Origin of the sequence: Mesorhizobium sp. B4-1-1 (assembly GCF_006439375.1) — a bacterium.
In the GTDB taxonomy this organism is placed as follows: domain Bacteria; phylum Pseudomonadota; class Alphaproteobacteria; order Rhizobiales; family Rhizobiaceae; genus Mesorhizobium.
In genome coordinates, this window is sequence record NZ_VFTH01000018.1 from 52159 (window position 1) to 69561 (window position 17403).

A 17403-nucleotide genomic window follows, 5' to 3' on the forward strand; every position below is an offset into this window, starting at 1 on the left:
TTGGGACTGTCTCTCTCGCTTATAGGAAGCTCTGCGGGTCGATGTCGACCTGCACCCTGACCGAGCCGCGCGGCTTCGGCCCCTCGGCCAGCATGGCGCGAATGAAGCCTTGCATGTCGGCGCGCCGCTCGCCCTGGATCAGCAGGCGGAAACGGTGGCGCCCGCCGATCAGCGACAGCGGCGCTTCGGCCGGCCCGAGCACGAAGAGGTCGGAAGCCTGCGGCGCCGCGCGCCGTAACCCCCGCGCATGGTTTTCCGCCTCGCCCCGTGTCGCGGCGCTGACGATGATGCCGGCGAGCCGTCCGAAGGGCGGCAGCGCCGCCCGCTCGCGCTCGGCGATCTCGCGCTCGTAAAAAGCTTCCGAATCGCCCGAGACGATCGCCCGCATTACCGGATGATCCGGCTGGTAGGTCTGCAAGAGGCCGAGGCTCTTCTTGCCGGTGCGGCCGGCGCGCCCCGTCACCTGGCTGAGCAGCTGGAATGTGCGCTCGGCGGCGCGCGGATCGCCATTGGCGAGCCCCAGATCCGCATCGACCACCCCGACCAGCGTCATGCCGGGAAAGTTGTGACCCTTGGCGACGAGCTGCGTGCCGATGACGATGTCGGCCTCGCCATTGGCGACGGCCTCGAGTTCGAGCCGCAGACGGCGCACGCCGCCCAGAAGATCGGAGGACAGCACGATGGTGCGGGCATCGGGGAAATGCGCCACCACCTCCTCGGCGATGCGCTCGACGCCGGGGCCGCAGGCCACCAGATGGTCGAGCGTGCCGCATTCGGGGCAGGCCTCCGGCCGCCGCTCATTGTGGCCGCAATGATGGCAGACGAGCTGGCCGCGAAACCGGTGCTCGACCAGCCAGGCCGAGCAGACCGGGCAGCCGAAGCGATGGCCGCAGACCCGGCAGAGCGTCAGCGGCGCATAGCCGCGCCGGTTGAGGAAGAGCAGCGACTGCTCCTTCCTCTCCAGCGTGCGCTGCATCTGCTCCAGCAAGACTGGCGACAGGAAACCGCCGCGCGCCGGCGGCGAGCGCCGCATGTCGATCGACTTCAGGTCGGGGAGCGCCGCCTCGGCGAAGCGCGACGACAGCACCGCCCGGTCGTAGCGGCCCTGGCTGGCGTTGACCCGGCTTTCCACCGACGGCGTCGCCGAGGCGAGCACGACCGGGAAAGTACCGATATGGCCGCGCACCACCGCCATGTCGCGCGCGTTGTAGAAGACGCGGTCTTCCTGCTTGTAGGCGGGATCGTGCTCCTCGTCGACGATGATCAGGCCGAGTTCCTTGAACGGCAGGAACAGCGCCGAGCGCGCGCCGGCGACGACGCGCACGCCGCCTTCCGCAACCTGCCGCCAGACACGTTCGCGCATCCGGGGCGGCAGGTCGGAGTGCCACTCCGCCGGCTTGGCGCCGAACCGGTCCTGGAAACGTTCGAGGAACGCATGCGTCAGCGCGATTTCCGGCAAAAGGATCAGCACCTGCCTGCCCTTGTCGAGCGCAGCCGCAACCGCCTCGAAATAGACTTCCGTCTTGCCCGACCCGGTGACGCCGTCGAGAAGGGTGACATTGAAAGTATCGGCCGCGATTGCCGCCCGCAGCTTCTCCGCCGCGACATTCTGGTCCGGCATCAGCTCCGGCACGGCATGGCTGGTATCAGGCGCCGCCACCACCGGACGCGGTGGGATCATCACCGTCTCGAACACGCCTTGTGCCCGCAATCCGTCGATGACGGTCGAGGACACGCCCGCGGCATGCGCCAGCCCGGAGCGCGTCCAGGCAAGTCCGCCTTCGGCCGTCTCCAGCACGCGCCTCCGCGCATCCGTCAACCGGTCCGGTTCGGCCAGCGTGCGCTGCAGCCCTTCGATCCACGGCTCCGGGTCGAAGGCCTCGGGCGCTCTGAGCAGCATGCGCGCCACCATGCCGGGAGCCGACAGCGTGTATTGCGCGATCCAGTCGACGAAGCGGCGCATCGCCCTATCGATCGGCGGGCAGTCGAACACTTCCTCGATCGGCCGCAGTTTCCTCGCATCGACGGTTTCGACGGCGCCGTCCCAGACGATGCCCGCGACCTGGCGCGGCCCGAGCGGCACGCGCACGATCGAGCCCGGCACCACGCGCATGCCCGGCGGCACGGCATAGGTGTAGGGCCGTTCGGCCGGCATCGGCACCAGCACGGGCGCGGCTGCGACAAAGGGCGAATCTTCCATCATCAGGCGTGACCTTGCCCTGACTTTGGTCTAGATCAAAGGGGACCCTCGCATCTGCCTGGCTGGCGCCCGGCAATCCCCAAGGAGACCGCCATGAAATTTTTTGTCGACACCGCTGACATCAAGGAAATCAAGGAGCTCAACGATCTCGGGCTGCTCGACGGCGTCACCACCAACCCGTCTCTGATCCTGAAATCGGGTGGCAAGATCATCGACGTCACCAAGCAGATCTGCGACATCGTCGAAGGTCCCGTCTCGGCCGAGGTCGTGGCGACCGAGTACAAGGACATGATGGCCGAAGCCAAGGTGCTGGCCAAGATCGCGCCGAATATCGCCATCAAGGTACCGCTGACGCTCGACGGCCTGAAGGCCTGCAAGACCATCCGCACCGAGATGAACCGCATGGTCAACGTGACGCTCTGCTTCTCGGCCAACCAGGCGTTGCTGGCCGCCAAGGCCGGCGCCTCCTTCATCTCGCCCTTCGTCGGCCGCATCGACGACACCGGCTCGGACGGCATGGAGCTGATCTCGGAAATCCGCACCATCTACGACAATTACGATTTCAAGACCGAGATCCTGACCGCCTCGGTGCGCACGGTGAACCACGTCAAGCAGGCCGCCCTGATCGGCGCCGATGTCGTCACGGCGCCGCCGGCGACGCTGAAGGCGCTGGTCAATCACCCGCTGACCGACAAGGGCCTCGCGCAGTTCCTCGCCGATTGGGCCAAGACCGGCCAGAAGATCGGCTGAGGCGGGAGCAGTTCCAGGAAAAGTGCGTAACGATTTTCCGTCCGGAATTGCACAAGGCAAAAAGTAGCGAAGAAGGTCGGGCAACCGGCCTTTTTTCGTGGCGAAGTGTCTATGCCTCGGCAAGTCACATGCCTTTGCGATTGGCCGGGACGCCCATCGCGATCGTCATCCACGGGCGGAGCAAGGAGCAAAGCGACGCGCGCAGACCCGAGGATCCATTCCGTGACATACGAGCGTCGCGACGCCGCTTCGCGGCTGCTCCGCCCTAGGATGACGAAGTTCGGAAGGCTTCAGCCAATCCCCGGCGAGGAACTAGGCCCTTTTGCCGTGCTTGGCTAGGTCCTGCGCGATCGACAGCCGCAGAAGGTCGGCCAATTCGCGCGCGGCCCGGTTCTCGGCGTCGATCTGTGCGCGGTAGGCCGCGAATTCCTGGCGCGGCCGGTCGAAGGACGAAGGGATGGAGCGCTTGCCGACGGCAATCACCGTGTTGGTCGCGGTGTCCCGCAGCACGTAATTGGCGGTCAGCGTGACCGTGCCCGCCGTCGGCTCGTCTTCCTGGGTCTGCACCTGCACGATGGCCGCCGATTCGACGAGCTCGGTGACGCCGAGATCGAGCGTGTAGGCCGGCGAGGCCGGCTCGCCCGAGCCTTGCCCGAAGGCGAAGATCAGGTTGTTGCGCACCTGCTGCGCGTAGCGGGTGTTGACCGGCTTGATCGAGATCGAGCCGAGCTCGGCGGATGCGCTGAGCCGCGATCCGGGCGACAGCGGCTGGTTGGAATAGAGCGGCCGCACGGTGCAGGCCGAGACCAGCGCCAGCGCGGCGACCATGCCGCAGACCGCCAAGCGGCCGCGCAGGCGGGCCGCTTCTGACTTCACCGGATCAGGGAACGACATTGACGATTCTCTGCGGCACGATGATCACCTTGCGCGGGGCCTTACCTTCCAGTGCTTTTTGCACGAAGTCGAGGGCCAGCACCGCTTTTTCGACGGCACCTTGATCCGCGTCGCGCGCAATTGTCAAATCCCCCCGCTTCTTGCCGTTAACCTGTACCGGCAGCACGATCTCGTTGTCGACGACCAGAGCAGGATCGTAGACCGGCCAGGGCCGTTCGGCGACCATCTCGGCGCCGCCGAGCTCCTGCCAGCACTCTTCCGCCAGATGCGGCATGACGGGCGCGATAATATGCACCAGGATCTCCACCGCCTCGCGGCAGGCGCCTTTCAGCGCGGCATCGGCCTTGCCCTCGGCAACGTCGGCGAGCGGCGTCGCCAGCGCGTTGGCCAGCTCGTAGATACGCGCGATCGCCCGATTGAAGCCGAGCTTCTCGATATCCTCGCCGACCGCCTTCAGGATCTTGTGCGCGGCCTTGGACACGGCGCCCGCCTCGCCATCCGTCGCCGCCGCCGGTTTCACACCGGCAAGCTGCTCGGCCGCGATCTGCACCAGGCGCCAGACGCGCTGCACGAAGCGGTGCGCACCGGCGGCGCCGTCGTCGGTCCATTCGACGTCGCGCTCTGGCGGCGAGTCCGACAGCATGAACCAGCGGGCGGTGTCGGCGCCGTAGCCGTCGGTGATCTCTTCCGGGCTCACCGTGTTCTTCTTCGACTTCGACATCTTCTCAAGCGCGCCGACCGTCGCCTCCTCGCCGGTGGCGATCTCGACGGCGCGGCGCTTGCCGCCCACGTCCTCGAGCCTGACCTCGCTCGGCGACAGCCAGCGTCCGTTGTTGGACGGGCCGCCGACGCGGTAGGTCTCGTGCACGACCATGCCTTGCGTGAACAGGCCCTTGAACGGCTCGGCCAGATCGAGGTGGCCGGTCTCGCGCATGGCGCGGGTGAAGAAGCGCGAATAGAGCAGATGCAGGATCGCGTGCTCGATGCCGCCGATATACTGGTCGACCGCCAGCCATTCGTCGGCCGCTTTCGGCTCGGTCGGCTCGTTCGCCCAGGGCGCGGTGAAGCGCGCGAAATACCAGGACGAATCGACGAAGGTGTCCATCGTGTCGGTCTCGCGCCGCGCATCGCGGCCGCATTGCGGACATTTGACATGCCGCCAGGTCGGATGACGGTCGAGCGGGTTGCCCGGACGGTCGAACTCGATGTCGTCGGGCAGCTTCACCGGCAGGTCGGCCTTCGGCACCGGCACGACGCCGCAATGCTCGCAATGGATCATCGGGATCGGGCAGCCCCAGTAGCGCTGGCGCGAGATGCCCCAGTCGCGCAGGCGGAAATTCACCTTGCGCTCCGCCATCGGCCGGCCGCCGATCGTCTTTTCTTCCAACAGCTTCGCGACTTCGTTGAAAGCCTTCTCGGGCTTCATGCCGTCGAGGAAGCGCGAATTGATCATCACGCCGTCGTCGACATAGGCCTCCTCGATGATCTGGAAGGTGTTCGCGTCGGCGTCTTCCGGCATCACCACCGGGATCACCGGCAGGCCGTATTTGTTGGCGAAATCGAGATCGCGCTGGTCGCCCGACGGGCAGCCGAAAATGGCGCCGGTGCCGTATTCCATCAGCACGAAATTGGCGACATAGACCGGCAGCGTCCAGCTCTCGTCGAACGGATGGACGACGCGAATGCCGGTGTCGAAGCCCTTCTTCTCAGCCGTCTCGAGCGCCGCCACCGAGGTGCCCATGTGGCGGACCTCGTCGACGAACTTGGCCAGCTCGACATTGGTCTCGGCGGCTTTTCTCGCCAGCGGATGGTCGGCGGCGACCGCCATGAAGGAGGCGCCGAAGATGGTGTCGGGCCGGGTCGTGTAGACTTCCAGTTCGTTCGTGTCGCCGACCGGCGCCGCCAGCGGCCACCGGATCAGCAGCCCTTCCGAGCGGCCGATCCAGTTGTGCTGCATCAGCTTGACCTTTTCCGGCCACTCTTCGAGCCCGTTGAGCGAGTCCAAGAGGTCCTGCGCGAAGTCGGTGATCTTGAAGAACCACTGCGTCAGCTCGCGCTGCTCGACCAGCGCGCCCGAGCGCCAGCCGCGGCCGTCGATGACCTGCTCGTTGGCGAGCACCGTCATGTCCTCCGGATCCCAGTTGACCTTGGAGGATTTGCGCGTCACCAGCCCCTTCTCGACGAAGTCGAGGAACAGCATCTGCTGGCGGTGGTAATAGTCGACGTCGCAGGTGGCGAACTCGCGTGCCCAGTCGAGCGACAGGCCCATCATCTTGAGCTGCTCGCGCATGACGGCGATGTTTTCATAGGTCCAGTCCTTGGGGTGGACCTTGTTCTGCATGGCGGCGTTTTCGGCCGGCATGCCGAACGCATCCCAGCCCATCGGGTGCAGCACGTTGAAACCCTTGGCGCGCTTGTAGCGCGCCACCACGTCGCCCATCGTGTAGTTGCGGGTGTGGCCGATATGGATCTTGCCCGACGGATAGGGGAACATCTCGAGCACGTAATATTTCGGCTTCGGGTCGTCGTTGCGGGCCTCGAACAGCTTCTTTTCGGCCCAGGCCTTCTGCCATTTGGGCTCTGAGGTGCGCGGATTGTAACGTTCGGTTGCCATCGGATGTTTTTCACTTAAAAGCAGGTGCGCGGTGCTGGATTAAGGCGTGTTGATATTCAGGTCAGGCCGAGCCGAAAATGGCGGGTTCCGAGAACCGGAGCGGAGCGTACTTAAAGTACGTGAGCACCGGAAGCGCAGGAAACCGGCATTTGCAGGCCGGCATCACCTGAATATCGACACGCCTAGGCCGGCAGCCGAGACAATGTCGTCGCGGTGTTCACCATGGATTGCCGGACCCGTCAACTGCGGTGAGCCGGCGTCGGCGTTAAAAACTATAGGCAGGATAGTGGCATGACGAGCGCCGTAGAGCAGCTCCACGCGGTCAAGGCGAGGATCGCCGGCGCCGAACGCGAGGCCAAGCGCGAGCCCGGCGCCGTCACGCTTGTGGCAGTGTCGAAGACCTTCGCGGCCGACGACATCCGCCCCGTCATCGAGGCCGGCCAGCGGGTCTTCGGCGAGAACCGCGTGCAGGAAGCGCAGGGAAAATGGCCGGCGCTGAGAGAGGCATCCGCCGATCTGGAGCTGCATCTGATCGGCCCGCTGCAGTCCAACAAGGCCAAGGAAGCCGTCGCTCTCTTCGACGTCATCGAGACCGTCGATCGCGAGAAGATCGCCGCGGAGCTTGCCAAGGAGATCGCCAGGCAAGGCCGCGCGCCGAAGCTGTACGTCCAGGTCAATACCGGTTCCGAGCCACAAAAGGCCGGCATCGAGCCGCGCGACGCGGTCGCCTTCGTCAAGCGCTGCCGCGACGTGCACGGCCTCGCCATCGAAGGCCTGATGTGCATCCCACCCGCCGATGAGAATCCTGGCCCGCATTTCGCGCTGCTGGAGAAGCTCGCTCGCGAAGCGGGTGTCGCGAAGCTTTCGATGGGCATGTCCGGCGACTACGAAACCGCCGTCGCCTTCGGCGCGACCAGCGTCAGGGTCGGCTCGGCGATCTTCGGCAGCCGGTAGCAAGGAGCGCCTCTGGGAAGCGTAGGCCTTTCCTTGGGCCGGCCGCGTCACACCACCGCATTGTCGCCTAGAATCCTGGCGCTAGCTCCGTGCACAGGAAGCAAGTGGCTCCTTTCATAGCAAAGGAGGTCCCTATGACCGCCACATGCCACAGCCAGCACACCATGCAAAACCGGCAAGTCTCCCGCGGGCTGCACCGCTGGGTCTATTTCGCCATGATTGGACTTGCGGCCTGCTATGCATTGTCGGCCTGGATCGGCTTCGCGGGCAGCGGCGCCGACGACTATTTGCTGTTCGTCGTAACTGGATTCATCGTCATGTCGGTCGTGTTGCCGGCCATCGCCGGCCGTGTCTGGCGTCATCACCGGATCAGCGCTGCCGGCAGACCCACGACGCTCGCCGACTGGTTGGCAGGCGATTTCGACACCGGCGAGAGCCCGGTGAAGGCCAGCACGGCGACGATCGAAATCCTGCTGCCCCTTGCCGCCGTCGCATTCGGCATGACTGCCTTCGCGATCCTCGCTTTGGTGGAAAGCTGAGCGCCCTGGCAATCGTCACGATCTCGTTACCGGCCCGCCGACCGGTCGATATTCTTTGCGCCCGCGCTTGAAACGAAACGGACCGTTCCTATTTCCCCGATGTCATTCAATCCTTTTCTCGGGGAAAGCTCACCATGCGCTATAACCAGCTTGGCAACACCGGCCTGTTCGTTTCCGAGCTCTGCCTCGGCATCATGACCTTCGGCGCCGCCGGCGAGAATGCCCAATGGGGGCTGATCGCCAGCCTCGACCAGAAGGGCGTCAACGAAATCGTCGGCCGCTCGATCGCCGCCGGCGTCAATTTCTTCGATACGGCCGACGTCTATTCATTCGGCCAGTCCGAGCAGCTGCTTGGACAGTCGCTCAAGGACCTCGGCGTCAAGCGTTCGGACGTCATCATCGCCACCAAAGTGCATGGCGCCATGGGCAACGGGCCCAACGAGCGCGGCTCCTCGCGCGGCCACATCATGGATTCGGTCGACCGCAGCCTGGAGCGGCTGCAGACCGATCATATCGACCTCTACCAGCTGCATGGCACCGACACGGTGACGCCGATCGACGAGACGCTGCGCGCGCTCGACGATCTCGTCGCCAGCGGCAAGGTCCGCTATGTCGGCGTCTCCAACTGGCAGGCCTGGCGCATCGCCAAGGCGCTCGGCATTGCCGAGCGCAAGGGCTTTGCTCGTTTCGAGACCATTCAGTCCTATTACTCGATCGCCGGCCGCGATCTCGAACGCGAGATCGTGCCGCTCATCAACGAAGAGAAGCTCGGCCTGATGGTCTGGTCGCCGATGGCGGGCGGACTGCTCTCCGGCAAATATGGCCCCGGCGCGCCCGGCAATGGCGAGGGCCGCCGCGCTTCCTTCAACTTCCCGCCGGTCAACGAGGACCGCGCCTGGGCGGCGGTCGCCGGCATGCGCGAGGTTGCCAAAAAACACGATGTCAGCGTCGCCACCGTGGCGCTTGGCTATGTGCTGGCAAAGCCTTTCGTGATGAGCGTCATCATCGGCGCCAGCCGCATGGACCAACTCGAGCAGAACCTCGCCGCGACCGGTTTGAAGCTCGACGCCGACGACCTTGCGAGGCTCGATGAGGTGAGCGCGCTGCCTGCCGAATATCCCGGCTGGATGCTGGAGCGGCAAGGCGCCGGCCGGCGCCCGGCGCCGTTCGTGCCGAAGGCGTAATCCGTCTTCGCAAGCAAGCCGACGTCCTTCGGGAGCCGCGTGTCCTTGGACGCGCGGCTTTTCCGTTTCAGAGACGAACGGTCTCCGCGAGAAAGTCGAGGAAAGCCCGCACCCGTGCCGGCAGATGCTTGCCATGACCGACATAGACAGCATGTGTCGGCTCCTCGTCGCCAGGATTGAACTCCTCGAGCAACGGCACGAGCAGTCCGGCGGCAATGTCGGGCTCGACATGCCAGCGCGCCAGCCGCGCTATGCCGGCTCCTGCCAGCGTCGTTCGCCGCATCGCTTCGCCGTCGGTGAGCGACATGTTTCCGACAATCGGCATGATGATCGATTTGCCTGTCGCATCAACAAAGGGCCAGCCCTCGATATGCCTGGCGAAGCCGAAGGCCAGCATGTTGTGGCGAGCGAGGTCGGACAATGCGCGTGGCGTGCCGCGTGCTTCAAGATACGCAGGCGACGCGACCAGGACCATCCGGCTCTGGCCGAGCTTGCGCGCAACCAGGCGTGACTCGCGTAGCGGCCCGGCGCGGATAGCGACATCGGCGCGCTCTTCCAGAAGATCGATCACACTGTCGGTCAGCACGGCTTCGACGAAAATCTCGGGATAATTCTCCAGGAAGCGCGGCAACAACGGCATCAGCCGGTGCTGGCCGAACGGCACATAGGAATTGACCCTAAGCCGGCCTCGCGGCGCTGCACCCGCCGCCGCTTCGCGCTCGGCCGAGTCGAGATCGGCGAGGATGCGCAGGCCGCTGTCATGGAAGGCAGCCCCTTCCGGCGTCAGCTGCAGCTTGCGTGTCGAGCGGCTGATGAGCCGTGCGCCAAGCCGCGCCTCAAGCCGCGCGATCAGCTTGCTCACCGCCGACGGCGTCATCCGCAGCGCCCGCGCCGCGGCCGAGAAGCTGCCCGCCTCGACGACGCGGACGAACACTTCGATCTCGCCGGAGCGGTTGATCTCGGGCCTCGCCATTCGTGAATCTATTTCACAGAAAGTATGCCTGATGCAAGGCTGGTTCACAGCTTGGCGGATCACGATCTTCCGCCCGGGGCGCGGGCTTTGGGCCTCCCCTTCCTGATCAACCGGACCGCAGCCATGCCTCTCGCTCTTTATGCCCTCACCGCCGGCGCCTTCGGCATCGGCGTCACCGAATTCGTCATCATGGGCCTGCTGCTCGATGTCAGCGCCGATCTCGGCGTGTCGATCTCGGCCGCGGGCCTGCTTATTTCCGGCTATGCGCTGGGCGTCGTCGTCGGCGCGCCGCTGCTTGGCGCCTTGACCGGCCGTCTGCCGCGCAAGACCCTGCTGCTTGCCCTGATGGTTGTCTTCACCGTCGGCAACCTCGCCTGTGCGCTGGCGCCCGACTACTGGACGCTGATGGCGGCGCGCGTGCTAACCGCCTTCGCCCACGCTTCCTTCTTCGGCGTCGGCTCGGTCGTCGCGACCAGCCTCGTCGCGCCCAACAGGAAGGCTTCGGCCATCGCGCTGATGTTCACCGGCCTCACCGTCGCCAACATCCTCGGCGTGCCGTTTGGCACCTGGCTCGGCCAGGCCTATGGCTGGCGCTCCGCCTTCCTCGCCGTCACGCTGGTCGGCGTCGTCGCCTTCGCCGTGATCGCATTGCTGGTGCCGCGCGACGAACCGGCCGCCACGGACGAGGCGGAAAGCGCCGAAGGCACGCTTGCCGTGCTCGGCCGCCGGCCGGTGCTGCTTGGCCTTTTGACCACGGTGCTGAGCTGGGTCGGCGTCTTTGCCGCCTTCACCTATCTGGCGCCGATCCTCACCCGCGTCACCGGCTTTTCCGAGGGAGCCGTGTCGCCGATCCTGCTGGTCTTCGGCGGCGGACTGGTCGCCGGCAACCTGCTCGGTGGACGCCTCGCCGACCGGCATTTGGTACCGACGGTTATTGGCACGCTGGTCGCGCTGTCGGCGGTGCTGTTCCTCATGGCCGCGGCGATCCATCAGCCGGTCGCGGCGGTCGTCGCCGTCGGCCTGCTGGGCGCCGCCGCCTTCGCCACCGTCGCGCCGCTGCAGATGTGGGTGCTGGAGAAGGCCAAGGGCGCCGGCCAGGGCCTTGCGTCTTCCTTCAACATCGCCGCCTTCAATCTCGGCAACGCCATCGGCGCCTGGCTCGGCGGCTTCGTCATCGATCACGGCCCCGGCCTCGGCGCCGTCCCTCTCGTTGCCGGCCTGGTGCCGCTCGCCGCGCTCGGCGTGGTGCTCGTGGCGCTGCGCCTCGAACGCGGCCGCGCCATCGGCAAGCCGGTCACGGCGCAGGGCTGAGCGGCCGAATTCCGCCTTCGACATCCCAAGGAGAAAAATCATGGACTATCGACCTCTCGGCGCCTCCGGCCTGAAAGTGCCGGCGCTTTCCTTCGGCGCCGGTACCTTCGGCGGCTCCGGCCCGCTCTTCGGCCACTGGGGCAACAGCGACGCCAAGGAGGCGCGCCGGCTGGTCGACATCTGCCTGGAGGCGGGCGTCAATCTCTTCGACACGGCCGATGTCTATTCGAACGGCGCCTCGGAAGAGGTGCTTGGCGAGGCCATCAAGGGCCGCCGCGACGCGGTGCTAATCTCGACCAAGACGTCCCTGCCGATGGGCGACGGCCCGGCCGACTGGGGCTCGTCGCGGTCGCGCCTGATCCGCTCCGTCGACGTGGCGCTGAAGCGCCTCGGCACCGACTATATCGACCTCTTGCAGCTCCATGCCTTCGACGCCTCGACACCGGTCGAGGAGGTGCTGTCGACGCTGGACGACCTCGTGCGCCAAGGTAAGCTGCGCTATGTCGGCGTCTCAAACTTCTCCGGCTGGCAGGTGATGAAGTCGCTCGGCCTGGCGGAAAAGCACGGCTACCCGCGCTATGTCGCGCATCAGGTCTACTATTCGCTGGTCGGCCGCGACTATGAGTGGGAGCTGATGCCGCTCGGCCTCGACCAGGGCGTCGGCGCGCTGGTATGGAGCCCGCTCGGCTGGGGCCGGCTGACCGGCAAGATCCGCCGCGGACAGCCCTTGCCGGAAAAGAGCCGGCTGCACGACACCGCCAGCTTCGGTCCGCCGGTCGAGGACGAGCATCTTTTCAAGGTGGTCGATGCGCTTGAAGCGGTCGCCGCCGAGACCGGCAAGACCGTGCCACAGGTCGCCATCAACTGGCTGCTGCAGCGGCCGACCGTGTCGTCGGTGATCATCGGCGCGCGCAACGAGGAGCAGTTGCGGCAGAACCTAGGCGCCGCCGGCTGGACGTTGACGCCCGAGCAGATCAAGGCGCTCGATGAAGCGAGCGCGGTGACGGCGCCCTACCCGTATTTCCCCTATCGGCGCCAGGAAGGCTTCGCCCGGCTGAACCCGCCAGCGGTGTGACGTGTCGACCCGTCCCTATCAGGGCGAGCGTGAACGTTCGCGATTGGCTGCCACCTCCGAGCTTCATCATCCACGGGCGAAGCAGCCGCGAAGCGGCGTCGCGAAGACCCTAGGATCCATGCCGTTACCTTGATCGCCGAGCGCGCGGAGCAGAATTCTGGATCGCCGCAACGCTTCGAAGTCACGGAATGGATCCTCGGGTCTGCGCCGCGTCGCTTCGCTCCTTGCTTCGCCCGTGGATGACGAAGCGACGGGCATTTCCGCCAATCACTGACGATCGATAAAACCTGCACCTAATGTACCAGGAACTCCCCATCCACCTTCCGCCACTCATTCGGTGCGATCAGCTTGTGATGCGTGTAGGTGACCGAGTGCAGCGGTCCGTCGAGCTTGGTTTTCCAGAATTCGATGAAGCGGATCAGCACCGGGAATTTCGGAGCTATGTCGTAATCCTGCCAGACAAAGCTTTGCAACAGGTGCGGGTGGTCCGGGTAGTGGTAAAGGATCTTGGCCGTGGTCAGCCCATACCCCTTGAGCATCAGGTCCATTTCGGAATTGTCGCGCATTGCGTTTCCTTGGTTGATTCTCCTTCCTCCCAACGCTGAATTGTGCGCACGGTTGCTTAACTGTCTATGGATTTCTTCGAGCTTCTTCAAAATTTTTGCCGTTAAAACAGGCGGTTAGCAGCCGTGAAGCGAGAGTGCTAATAGCTCTAGCGCTTAACCCCGCGTCATCCCGCCGCGCGAATCCAACGTCTAATATTGCCGTCACGGCGGAACTGTTAATAATGCCTCGAATTCGCGGCCGCTTCGCCGCGATGCCGTCGGCGTTTCAAGCCGGCGCAACGGTCCCGGAGGAAAGCTGAAAAATGTCCGATGTGCATGTCCACCGCGTCCAGCCGGCGTGGAAGAAGAACGCGTTGATCGACAACGATACCTATCTCAAATGGTACGCCGACAGCGTGAAGAACCCGGACAAGTTCTGGGGCAAGCATGGCAAGCGCATCGACTGGTTCAAGCCTTTCACCAAGGTCAAGAACACTTCCTTCGACGGCAAGGTCTCGATCAAGTGGTTCGAGGACGGGCTGACCAACGTCTCCTACAATTGCATCGACCGGCATTTGAAGAAGCGCGGCGACCAGACCGCCATCATCTGGGAGGGCGACAACCCTTACGACGACAAGAAGATCACCTACAACGAGCTCCACGCGCATGTCTGCCGGCTCGCCAATGTGATGAAGAAGCACGGCGTCAAGAAAGGCGACCGCGTCACCATCTACATGCCAATGATCCCGGAAGCCGCCTATGCGATGCTTGCCTGCGCACGCATCGGCGCCATCCATTCGATCGTCTTCGGCGGCTTTTCGCCTGATGCGCTGGCCGGCCGCATCGTCGACTGCGAATCGACCTTCGTCATCACCGCCGATGAAGGCCTGCGCGGCGGCAAGCCGATTCCGCTCAAGGACAATACCGACAAGGCGATTGAGATCGCCGCCAAGGCCGGCACCAAGGTCGAGAAGGTCATGGTGGTTCGCCGCACCGGCGGCAAGGTCGGCTGGGCGCCCGGTCGCGACGTCTGGTACCACGACGAGATCACCACGGTGAAGGCCGACTGCAAGCCGGAGAAGATGAAGGCGGAAGACCCGCTTTTCATCCTCTACACCTCCGGCTCGACCGGCAAGCCGAAGGGCGTGCTGCACACCACGGCTGGCTATCTCGTCTATGCCTCGATGACGCACCAATATGTCTTCGACTACCATGACGGCGACATCTACTGGTGCACGGCCGATGTCGGCTGGGTGACGGGCCACAGCTATATCGTCTACGGGCCCTTGGCCAACGGCGCCACGACGCTGATGTTCGAAGGCGTGCCGAACTATCCCTCGCAGTCGCGCTTCTGGGAAGTCATCGACAAGCACCAGGTCAACATCTTCTACACCGCGCCGACGGCGTTGCGCGCGCTGATGGGCGCTGGCGACGACCCGGTGAAGAAGACATCGCGCAAATCGCTGCGCGTTCTGGGCTCGGTCGGCGAACCGATTAATCCGGAAGCCTGGGAGTGGTATTTCAATGTCGTCGGCAACGGCAAGGTGCCGATCGTCGACACATGGTGGCAGACCGAGACCGGCGGCATCCTGATCACGCCGCTGCCAGGCGCCACCGACCTCAAGGCAGGCTCGGCGACACGGCCCTTCTTCGGCGTCAAGCCGGAACTGGTCGACGGCGAGGGCAAGGTGCTCGAAGGGACCGCCGACGGCAATCTCTGCATCACCGATTCCTGGCCCGGTCAGATGCGCACCGTCTATGGCGACCATGACCGCTTCGTGCAGACCTATTTCTCGACCTACAAGGGCAAGTACTTCACCGGCGACGGCTGCCGCCGCGACGCCGACGGCTACTACTGGATCACCGGCCGCGTCGACGACGTCATCAACGTCTCCGGCCACCGCATGGGCACGGCGGAAGTCGAATCGGCGCTGGTGAGCCACGAGAAAGTGTCGGAAGCCGCTGTCGTCGGCTACCCGCACGACATCAAGGGCCAGGGCATCTACAGCTACGTCACCCTGATGAAGGGCATGGAGCCGAGCGAGGAGCTGCGCAAGGAACTGATCGCGCATGTCCGCAAGGAGATCGGCGCCATTGCTTCGCCCGACAAGATCCAGTTCGCGCCCGGCCTGCCGAAAACCCGTTCCGGCAAGATCATGCGCCGCATTCTGCGCAAAATCGCCGAGGACGATTTCGGCGCGCTGGGCGACACCTCGACGCTCGCCGATCCGGCCGTGGTCGACGACCTCGTCGCCAACCGGCAGAACAAGAAGGGCTGATGACCGGCGATCTCGGCACCGTCAGCCAGCTCTGGCGCTACCCGGCGAGTTCGCTCGCCGGCGAGCGGCTCGATGCCATCTCCGTCGGGCTGAAGACCGTCGACGGCGACCGGCTGTTCGGACTGGTCGATGTTTCCGACGGCGAGATCGCCAGGCCCGACCGCGAGGCCAGATGGCATAAGGTGCCGCTGATCCGCACCCGGTTGAGCGAGGACCCGATGAGCAAGGAATGGCGGCTCGAAGTGGCCGTGCCCGGCGGCGGCTGGCTGCCGGCGCCAGACCCTCGAAGCAACCGCGCTGTATCCGCCTTCCTCGGCTTCGAGGCAGCGATCCGACCATTCGGCGCGCAGAACGCGGCGCCCTCCTATGCCGGTCCGCTGATCGAGGCCCGCTACGCCAAGGCGCCGATCCATCTGCTCACCACCGCCTCGCTGTCCCGGCTGAAGGCGCTGCATCCCGAGGGCACACCCGATCCGCGCCGCTTCCGGCCCAACATCGTCGTCAATATGGACCCGGTCGAAGGCGCCTTTCCGGAGACGGAATGGATCGGCAGGAAACTCGCGGTCGGCGATCTCGAGCTCACCGTCTCCGAGCCCTGCCGCCGCTGCGGCTTCACCATCATCGCCCAGGACGGTTTCGACACCGATCCCGGCATCCTGCGCAACCTGGTGCGCCACAACGCCCACAATCTCGGCGTCTACTGCACCGTCGACCGGCCCGCGCGGATCGGGATCGGCGCGCCGATGCGCTTGATGGACTGAAGCGGGCCGGGTCTACCTGTACAAATCCGCCCGTGTCGGTGGCAGGCCGCTCGGGCCGCGGGCGCGCCTGGTGGCGACAGTCTGAAAAATCTGCGCCGAGGCGCGCTGGAAGGTGATCGAGCAACCCGTCAGATAGAGCAGCCACAGCCGCGCCTTGGGCTCGCCGACCTCGGCGACCGCCTCGTCGAAGCGCGCATGCAGACGCTCCGCCCACAGGCGGCAGGTTTGCGCATAATGCTCGCGCAGGTTCTCCACGTCATAAACGAGGAAGCCGTGCGCCTCGAGATTGCCGAGCGTCATGCCGATCGTATCGAGCTCGCCGCCAGGAAAGATGTATTTGATCAGGGCCTTGTATTCCGGCCCCTTGCGCAGCGTCTTGCGGATGTCGCCCTTGCTGCGCCTGGTGATGGCGTGATGCAGATAGATCCCGCCGGGTTTCAGCAGTCGATGGACGGTCGAGAAGTAGGCCTCGTGATTGGCGAGCCCCAGATGCTCGAACATGCCGATCGACGATATCTTGTCGAACGTGCCTGAGAGTTCGGCATAGGATTTTATCTCGATGGTGATGCGATCCTCCAGCCCCTCGGCGCGAATGCGCTCGCGGGCAAGGTCGGTCTGGGCTTGCGACAGCGAGACGCCATGGCCGAAGACGCCGTAATTCTTCGCCGCATGGATAAGCATCGCGCCCCAGCCGCAGCCGATGTCGAGCAGCCTTTCGCCGGGCTCGAGCCTGAGCTTGCGGCAGATGTGGTCTAGCTTGTCGACTTGCGCCTGGTCGATGCCATTGGCGAAATCGTGGAAATAGCCGCAACTGTAGACCATGCGCTCGTCGAGGAAGAGTCGGTAGAAATCATTCGAAATGTCGTAATGGTGCTGGATCGCCTCCTTGTTCGATCCGCTGACGAAAGGCTTGCGGCCGGAAAGGTCGCTGCGCGCCGTCATCTGCTTGCGCGAAAACAGCACAGCCGGCAGGTCGCGCAGGATCGCCAGCTTGGGCAGGGATTTGAGCTTCGTCTTGAGCTTGCCTTGCGAAGGCAGGGCATAGAAATCGAACAGCGTGCCCTCTTCGATATCGACGGTCTTGGAAATCCACATCTCCACCAGCGTCGAGAAGGTCGGCCGGCGAACCAGTTGCCAGACGATGTCCTGATCGTTGATGGCAAGCACCGGACCGCTGGCGGGGCCGATCCGCTCGCCGGTCCACAGCCGGACCGCAAAACCCGGCTTCAGCGTTTCGACGACCTTGCGTACGATCCGCGCTGCTCTGTCGGCGGCGTCCATTCCCACCTCCCGATATGTCGCCCCCAGAGGCGCACTGTCGTCC

14 protein-coding genes are annotated in these 17403 nt (G+C 65.0%); 8 read left to right on the forward strand and 6 right to left on the reverse strand.

Annotation, left to right across the window (positions count from 1 at the left end):
• Positions 1-19 precede the first annotated feature (19 nt).
• Positions 20-2203 carry a primosomal protein N' gene (locus tag FJW10_RS22910; RefSeq protein WP_140901741.1) on the reverse strand — a complete coding sequence of 728 codons (2184 nt, stop codon included), beginning with the start codon at positions 2201-2203 and terminating at the stop codon, positions 20-22.
• 90 nt (positions 2204-2293) lie between these two features.
• Between FJW10_RS22910 and fsa the strand changes: the two genes are divergently transcribed.
• Positions 2294-2950, forward strand: coding sequence for a fructose-6-phosphate aldolase (gene fsa, locus FJW10_RS22915; RefSeq protein ID WP_140832770.1), 657 nt, complete (start codon positions 2294-2296; stop codon positions 2948-2950).
• Between the two features lie 312 nt (positions 2951-3262).
• Here the strand turns inward: fsa and lptE are convergent, their stop codons facing one another.
• Positions 3263-3844 carry an LPS assembly lipoprotein LptE gene (lptE, locus tag FJW10_RS22920; RefSeq protein ID WP_140901742.1) on the reverse strand — a complete coding sequence of 194 codons (582 nt, stop codon included), beginning with the start codon at positions 3842-3844 and terminating at the stop codon, positions 3263-3265.
• Positions 3831-6458: a leucine--tRNA ligase gene (gene leuS, locus FJW10_RS22925; protein WP_140901743.1), complete on the reverse strand. Its 2628-nt coding sequence runs from the start codon at positions 6456-6458 to the stop codon at positions 3831-3833. Before leuS ends, lptE begins: the two co-directional genes overlap by 14 nt.
• A gap of 291 nt (positions 6459-6749) precedes the next feature.
• Between leuS and FJW10_RS22930 the strand changes: the two genes are divergently transcribed.
• The 3 genes from FJW10_RS22930 (at position 6750) to FJW10_RS22940 (ending at position 9135) form a co-directional block, all read left to right on the forward strand.
• Complete coding sequence (locus FJW10_RS22930; protein ID WP_140832765.1) at positions 6750-7412, forward strand: YggS family pyridoxal phosphate-dependent enzyme; 663 nt, start codon at positions 6750-6752, stop codon at positions 7410-7412.
• Between the two features lie 134 nt (positions 7413-7546).
• Positions 7547-7951 carry a hypothetical protein gene (locus FJW10_RS22935; protein WP_140901744.1) on the forward strand — a complete coding sequence of 135 codons (405 nt, stop codon included), beginning with the start codon at positions 7547-7549 and terminating at the stop codon, positions 7949-7951.
• 134 nt (positions 7952-8085) lie between these two features.
• A complete protein-coding gene (locus tag FJW10_RS22940; protein ID WP_140901745.1) occupies positions 8086-9135 on the forward strand; it encodes an aldo/keto reductase in 1050 nt (349 codons plus the stop codon).
• A gap of 67 nt (positions 9136-9202) precedes the next feature.
• Here FJW10_RS22940 and FJW10_RS22945 read toward each other — a convergent pair whose 3' ends face one another.
• The gene (locus FJW10_RS22945; protein ID WP_140704384.1) at positions 9203-10108 is read right to left on the reverse strand and encodes a LysR family transcriptional regulator; all 906 of its coding nucleotides are present in this window, start codon (positions 10106-10108) and stop codon (positions 9203-9205) included.
• Between the two features lie 123 nt (positions 10109-10231).
• Here FJW10_RS22945 and FJW10_RS22950 point away from each other — a divergent pair, with 123 nt between their 5' ends.
• Together FJW10_RS22950 and FJW10_RS22955 are read left to right on the forward strand one after the other, a co-directional pair.
• A complete protein-coding gene (locus tag FJW10_RS22950) occupies positions 10232-11419 on the forward strand; it encodes an MFS transporter (RefSeq protein WP_140646455.1) in 1188 nt (395 codons plus the stop codon).
• 40 nt (positions 11420-11459) lie between these two features.
• Positions 11460-12494, forward strand: a complete 1035-nt coding sequence (locus FJW10_RS22955; RefSeq protein ID WP_140901746.1) for an aldo/keto reductase — start codon at positions 11460-11462, stop codon at positions 12492-12494.
• Between the two features lie 293 nt (positions 12495-12787).
• Here FJW10_RS22955 and FJW10_RS22960 read toward each other — a convergent pair whose 3' ends face one another.
• The gene (locus FJW10_RS22960; RefSeq protein WP_140646989.1) at positions 12788-13060 is read right to left on the reverse strand and encodes an usg protein; all 273 of its coding nucleotides are present in this window, start codon (positions 13058-13060) and stop codon (positions 12788-12790) included.
• Between the two features lie 302 nt (positions 13061-13362).
• Here FJW10_RS22960 and acs point away from each other — a divergent pair, with 302 nt between their 5' ends.
• Positions 13363-15318 carry an acetate--CoA ligase gene (acs, locus tag FJW10_RS22965; RefSeq protein WP_140901747.1) on the forward strand — a complete coding sequence of 652 codons (1956 nt, stop codon included), beginning with the start codon at positions 13363-13365 and terminating at the stop codon, positions 15316-15318.
• The gene (locus FJW10_RS22970) at positions 15318-16079 is read left to right on the forward strand and encodes an MOSC domain-containing protein (protein WP_140901748.1); all 762 of its coding nucleotides are present in this window, start codon (positions 15318-15320) and stop codon (positions 16077-16079) included. Before acs ends, FJW10_RS22970 begins: the two co-directional genes overlap by 1 nt.
• A gap of 12 nt (positions 16080-16091) precedes the next feature.
• Here FJW10_RS22970 and FJW10_RS22975 read toward each other — a convergent pair whose 3' ends face one another.
• Positions 16092-17360: a cyclopropane-fatty-acyl-phospholipid synthase family protein gene (locus tag FJW10_RS22975; protein ID WP_140901749.1), complete on the reverse strand. Its 1269-nt coding sequence runs from the start codon at positions 17358-17360 to the stop codon at positions 16092-16094.
• Between the last annotated feature and the right edge of the window lie 43 nt (positions 17361-17403).

What these genes read in the sequence shown, in the direction of transcription:
- FJW10_RS22910 (WP_140901741.1), bottom strand. Translation starts at nt 2,203, where the DNA reads ATGATGGAAGATTCGCCCTTTGTCGCAGCCGCGCCCGTGCTGGTGCCG.
- fsa (WP_140832770.1), top strand. Translation starts at nt 2,294, where the DNA reads ATGAAATTTTTTGTCGACACCGCTGACATCAAGGAAATCAAGGAGCTC.
- lptE (WP_140901742.1), bottom strand. Translation starts at nt 3,844, where the DNA reads ATGTCGTTCCCTGATCCGGTGAAGTCAGAAGCGGCCCGCCTGCGCGGC.
- leuS (WP_140901743.1), bottom strand. Translation starts at nt 6,458, where the DNA reads ATGGCAACCGAACGTTACAATCCGCGCACCTCAGAGCCCAAATGGCAG.
- FJW10_RS22930 (WP_140832765.1), top strand. Translation starts at nt 6,750, where the DNA reads ATGACGAGCGCCGTAGAGCAGCTCCACGCGGTCAAGGCGAGGATCGCC.
- FJW10_RS22935 (WP_140901744.1), top strand. Translation starts at nt 7,547, where the DNA reads ATGACCGCCACATGCCACAGCCAGCACACCATGCAAAACCGGCAAGTC.
- FJW10_RS22940 (WP_140901745.1), top strand. Translation starts at nt 8,086, where the DNA reads ATGCGCTATAACCAGCTTGGCAACACCGGCCTGTTCGTTTCCGAGCTC.
- FJW10_RS22945 (WP_140704384.1), bottom strand. Translation starts at nt 10,108, where the DNA reads ATGGCGAGGCCCGAGATCAACCGCTCCGGCGAGATCGAAGTGTTCGTC.
- FJW10_RS22950 (WP_140646455.1), top strand. Translation starts at nt 10,232, where the DNA reads ATGCCTCTCGCTCTTTATGCCCTCACCGCCGGCGCCTTCGGCATCGGC.
- FJW10_RS22955 (WP_140901746.1), top strand. Translation starts at nt 11,460, where the DNA reads ATGGACTATCGACCTCTCGGCGCCTCCGGCCTGAAAGTGCCGGCGCTT.
- FJW10_RS22960 (WP_140646989.1), bottom strand. Translation starts at nt 13,060, where the DNA reads ATGCGCGACAATTCCGAAATGGACCTGATGCTCAAGGGGTATGGGCTG.
- acs (WP_140901747.1), top strand. Translation starts at nt 13,363, where the DNA reads ATGTCCGATGTGCATGTCCACCGCGTCCAGCCGGCGTGGAAGAAGAAC.
- FJW10_RS22970 (WP_140901748.1), top strand. Translation starts at nt 15,318, where the DNA reads ATGACCGGCGATCTCGGCACCGTCAGCCAGCTCTGGCGCTACCCGGCG.
- FJW10_RS22975 (WP_140901749.1), bottom strand. Translation starts at nt 17,360, where the DNA reads ATGGACGCCGCCGACAGAGCAGCGCGGATCGTACGCAAGGTCGTCGAA.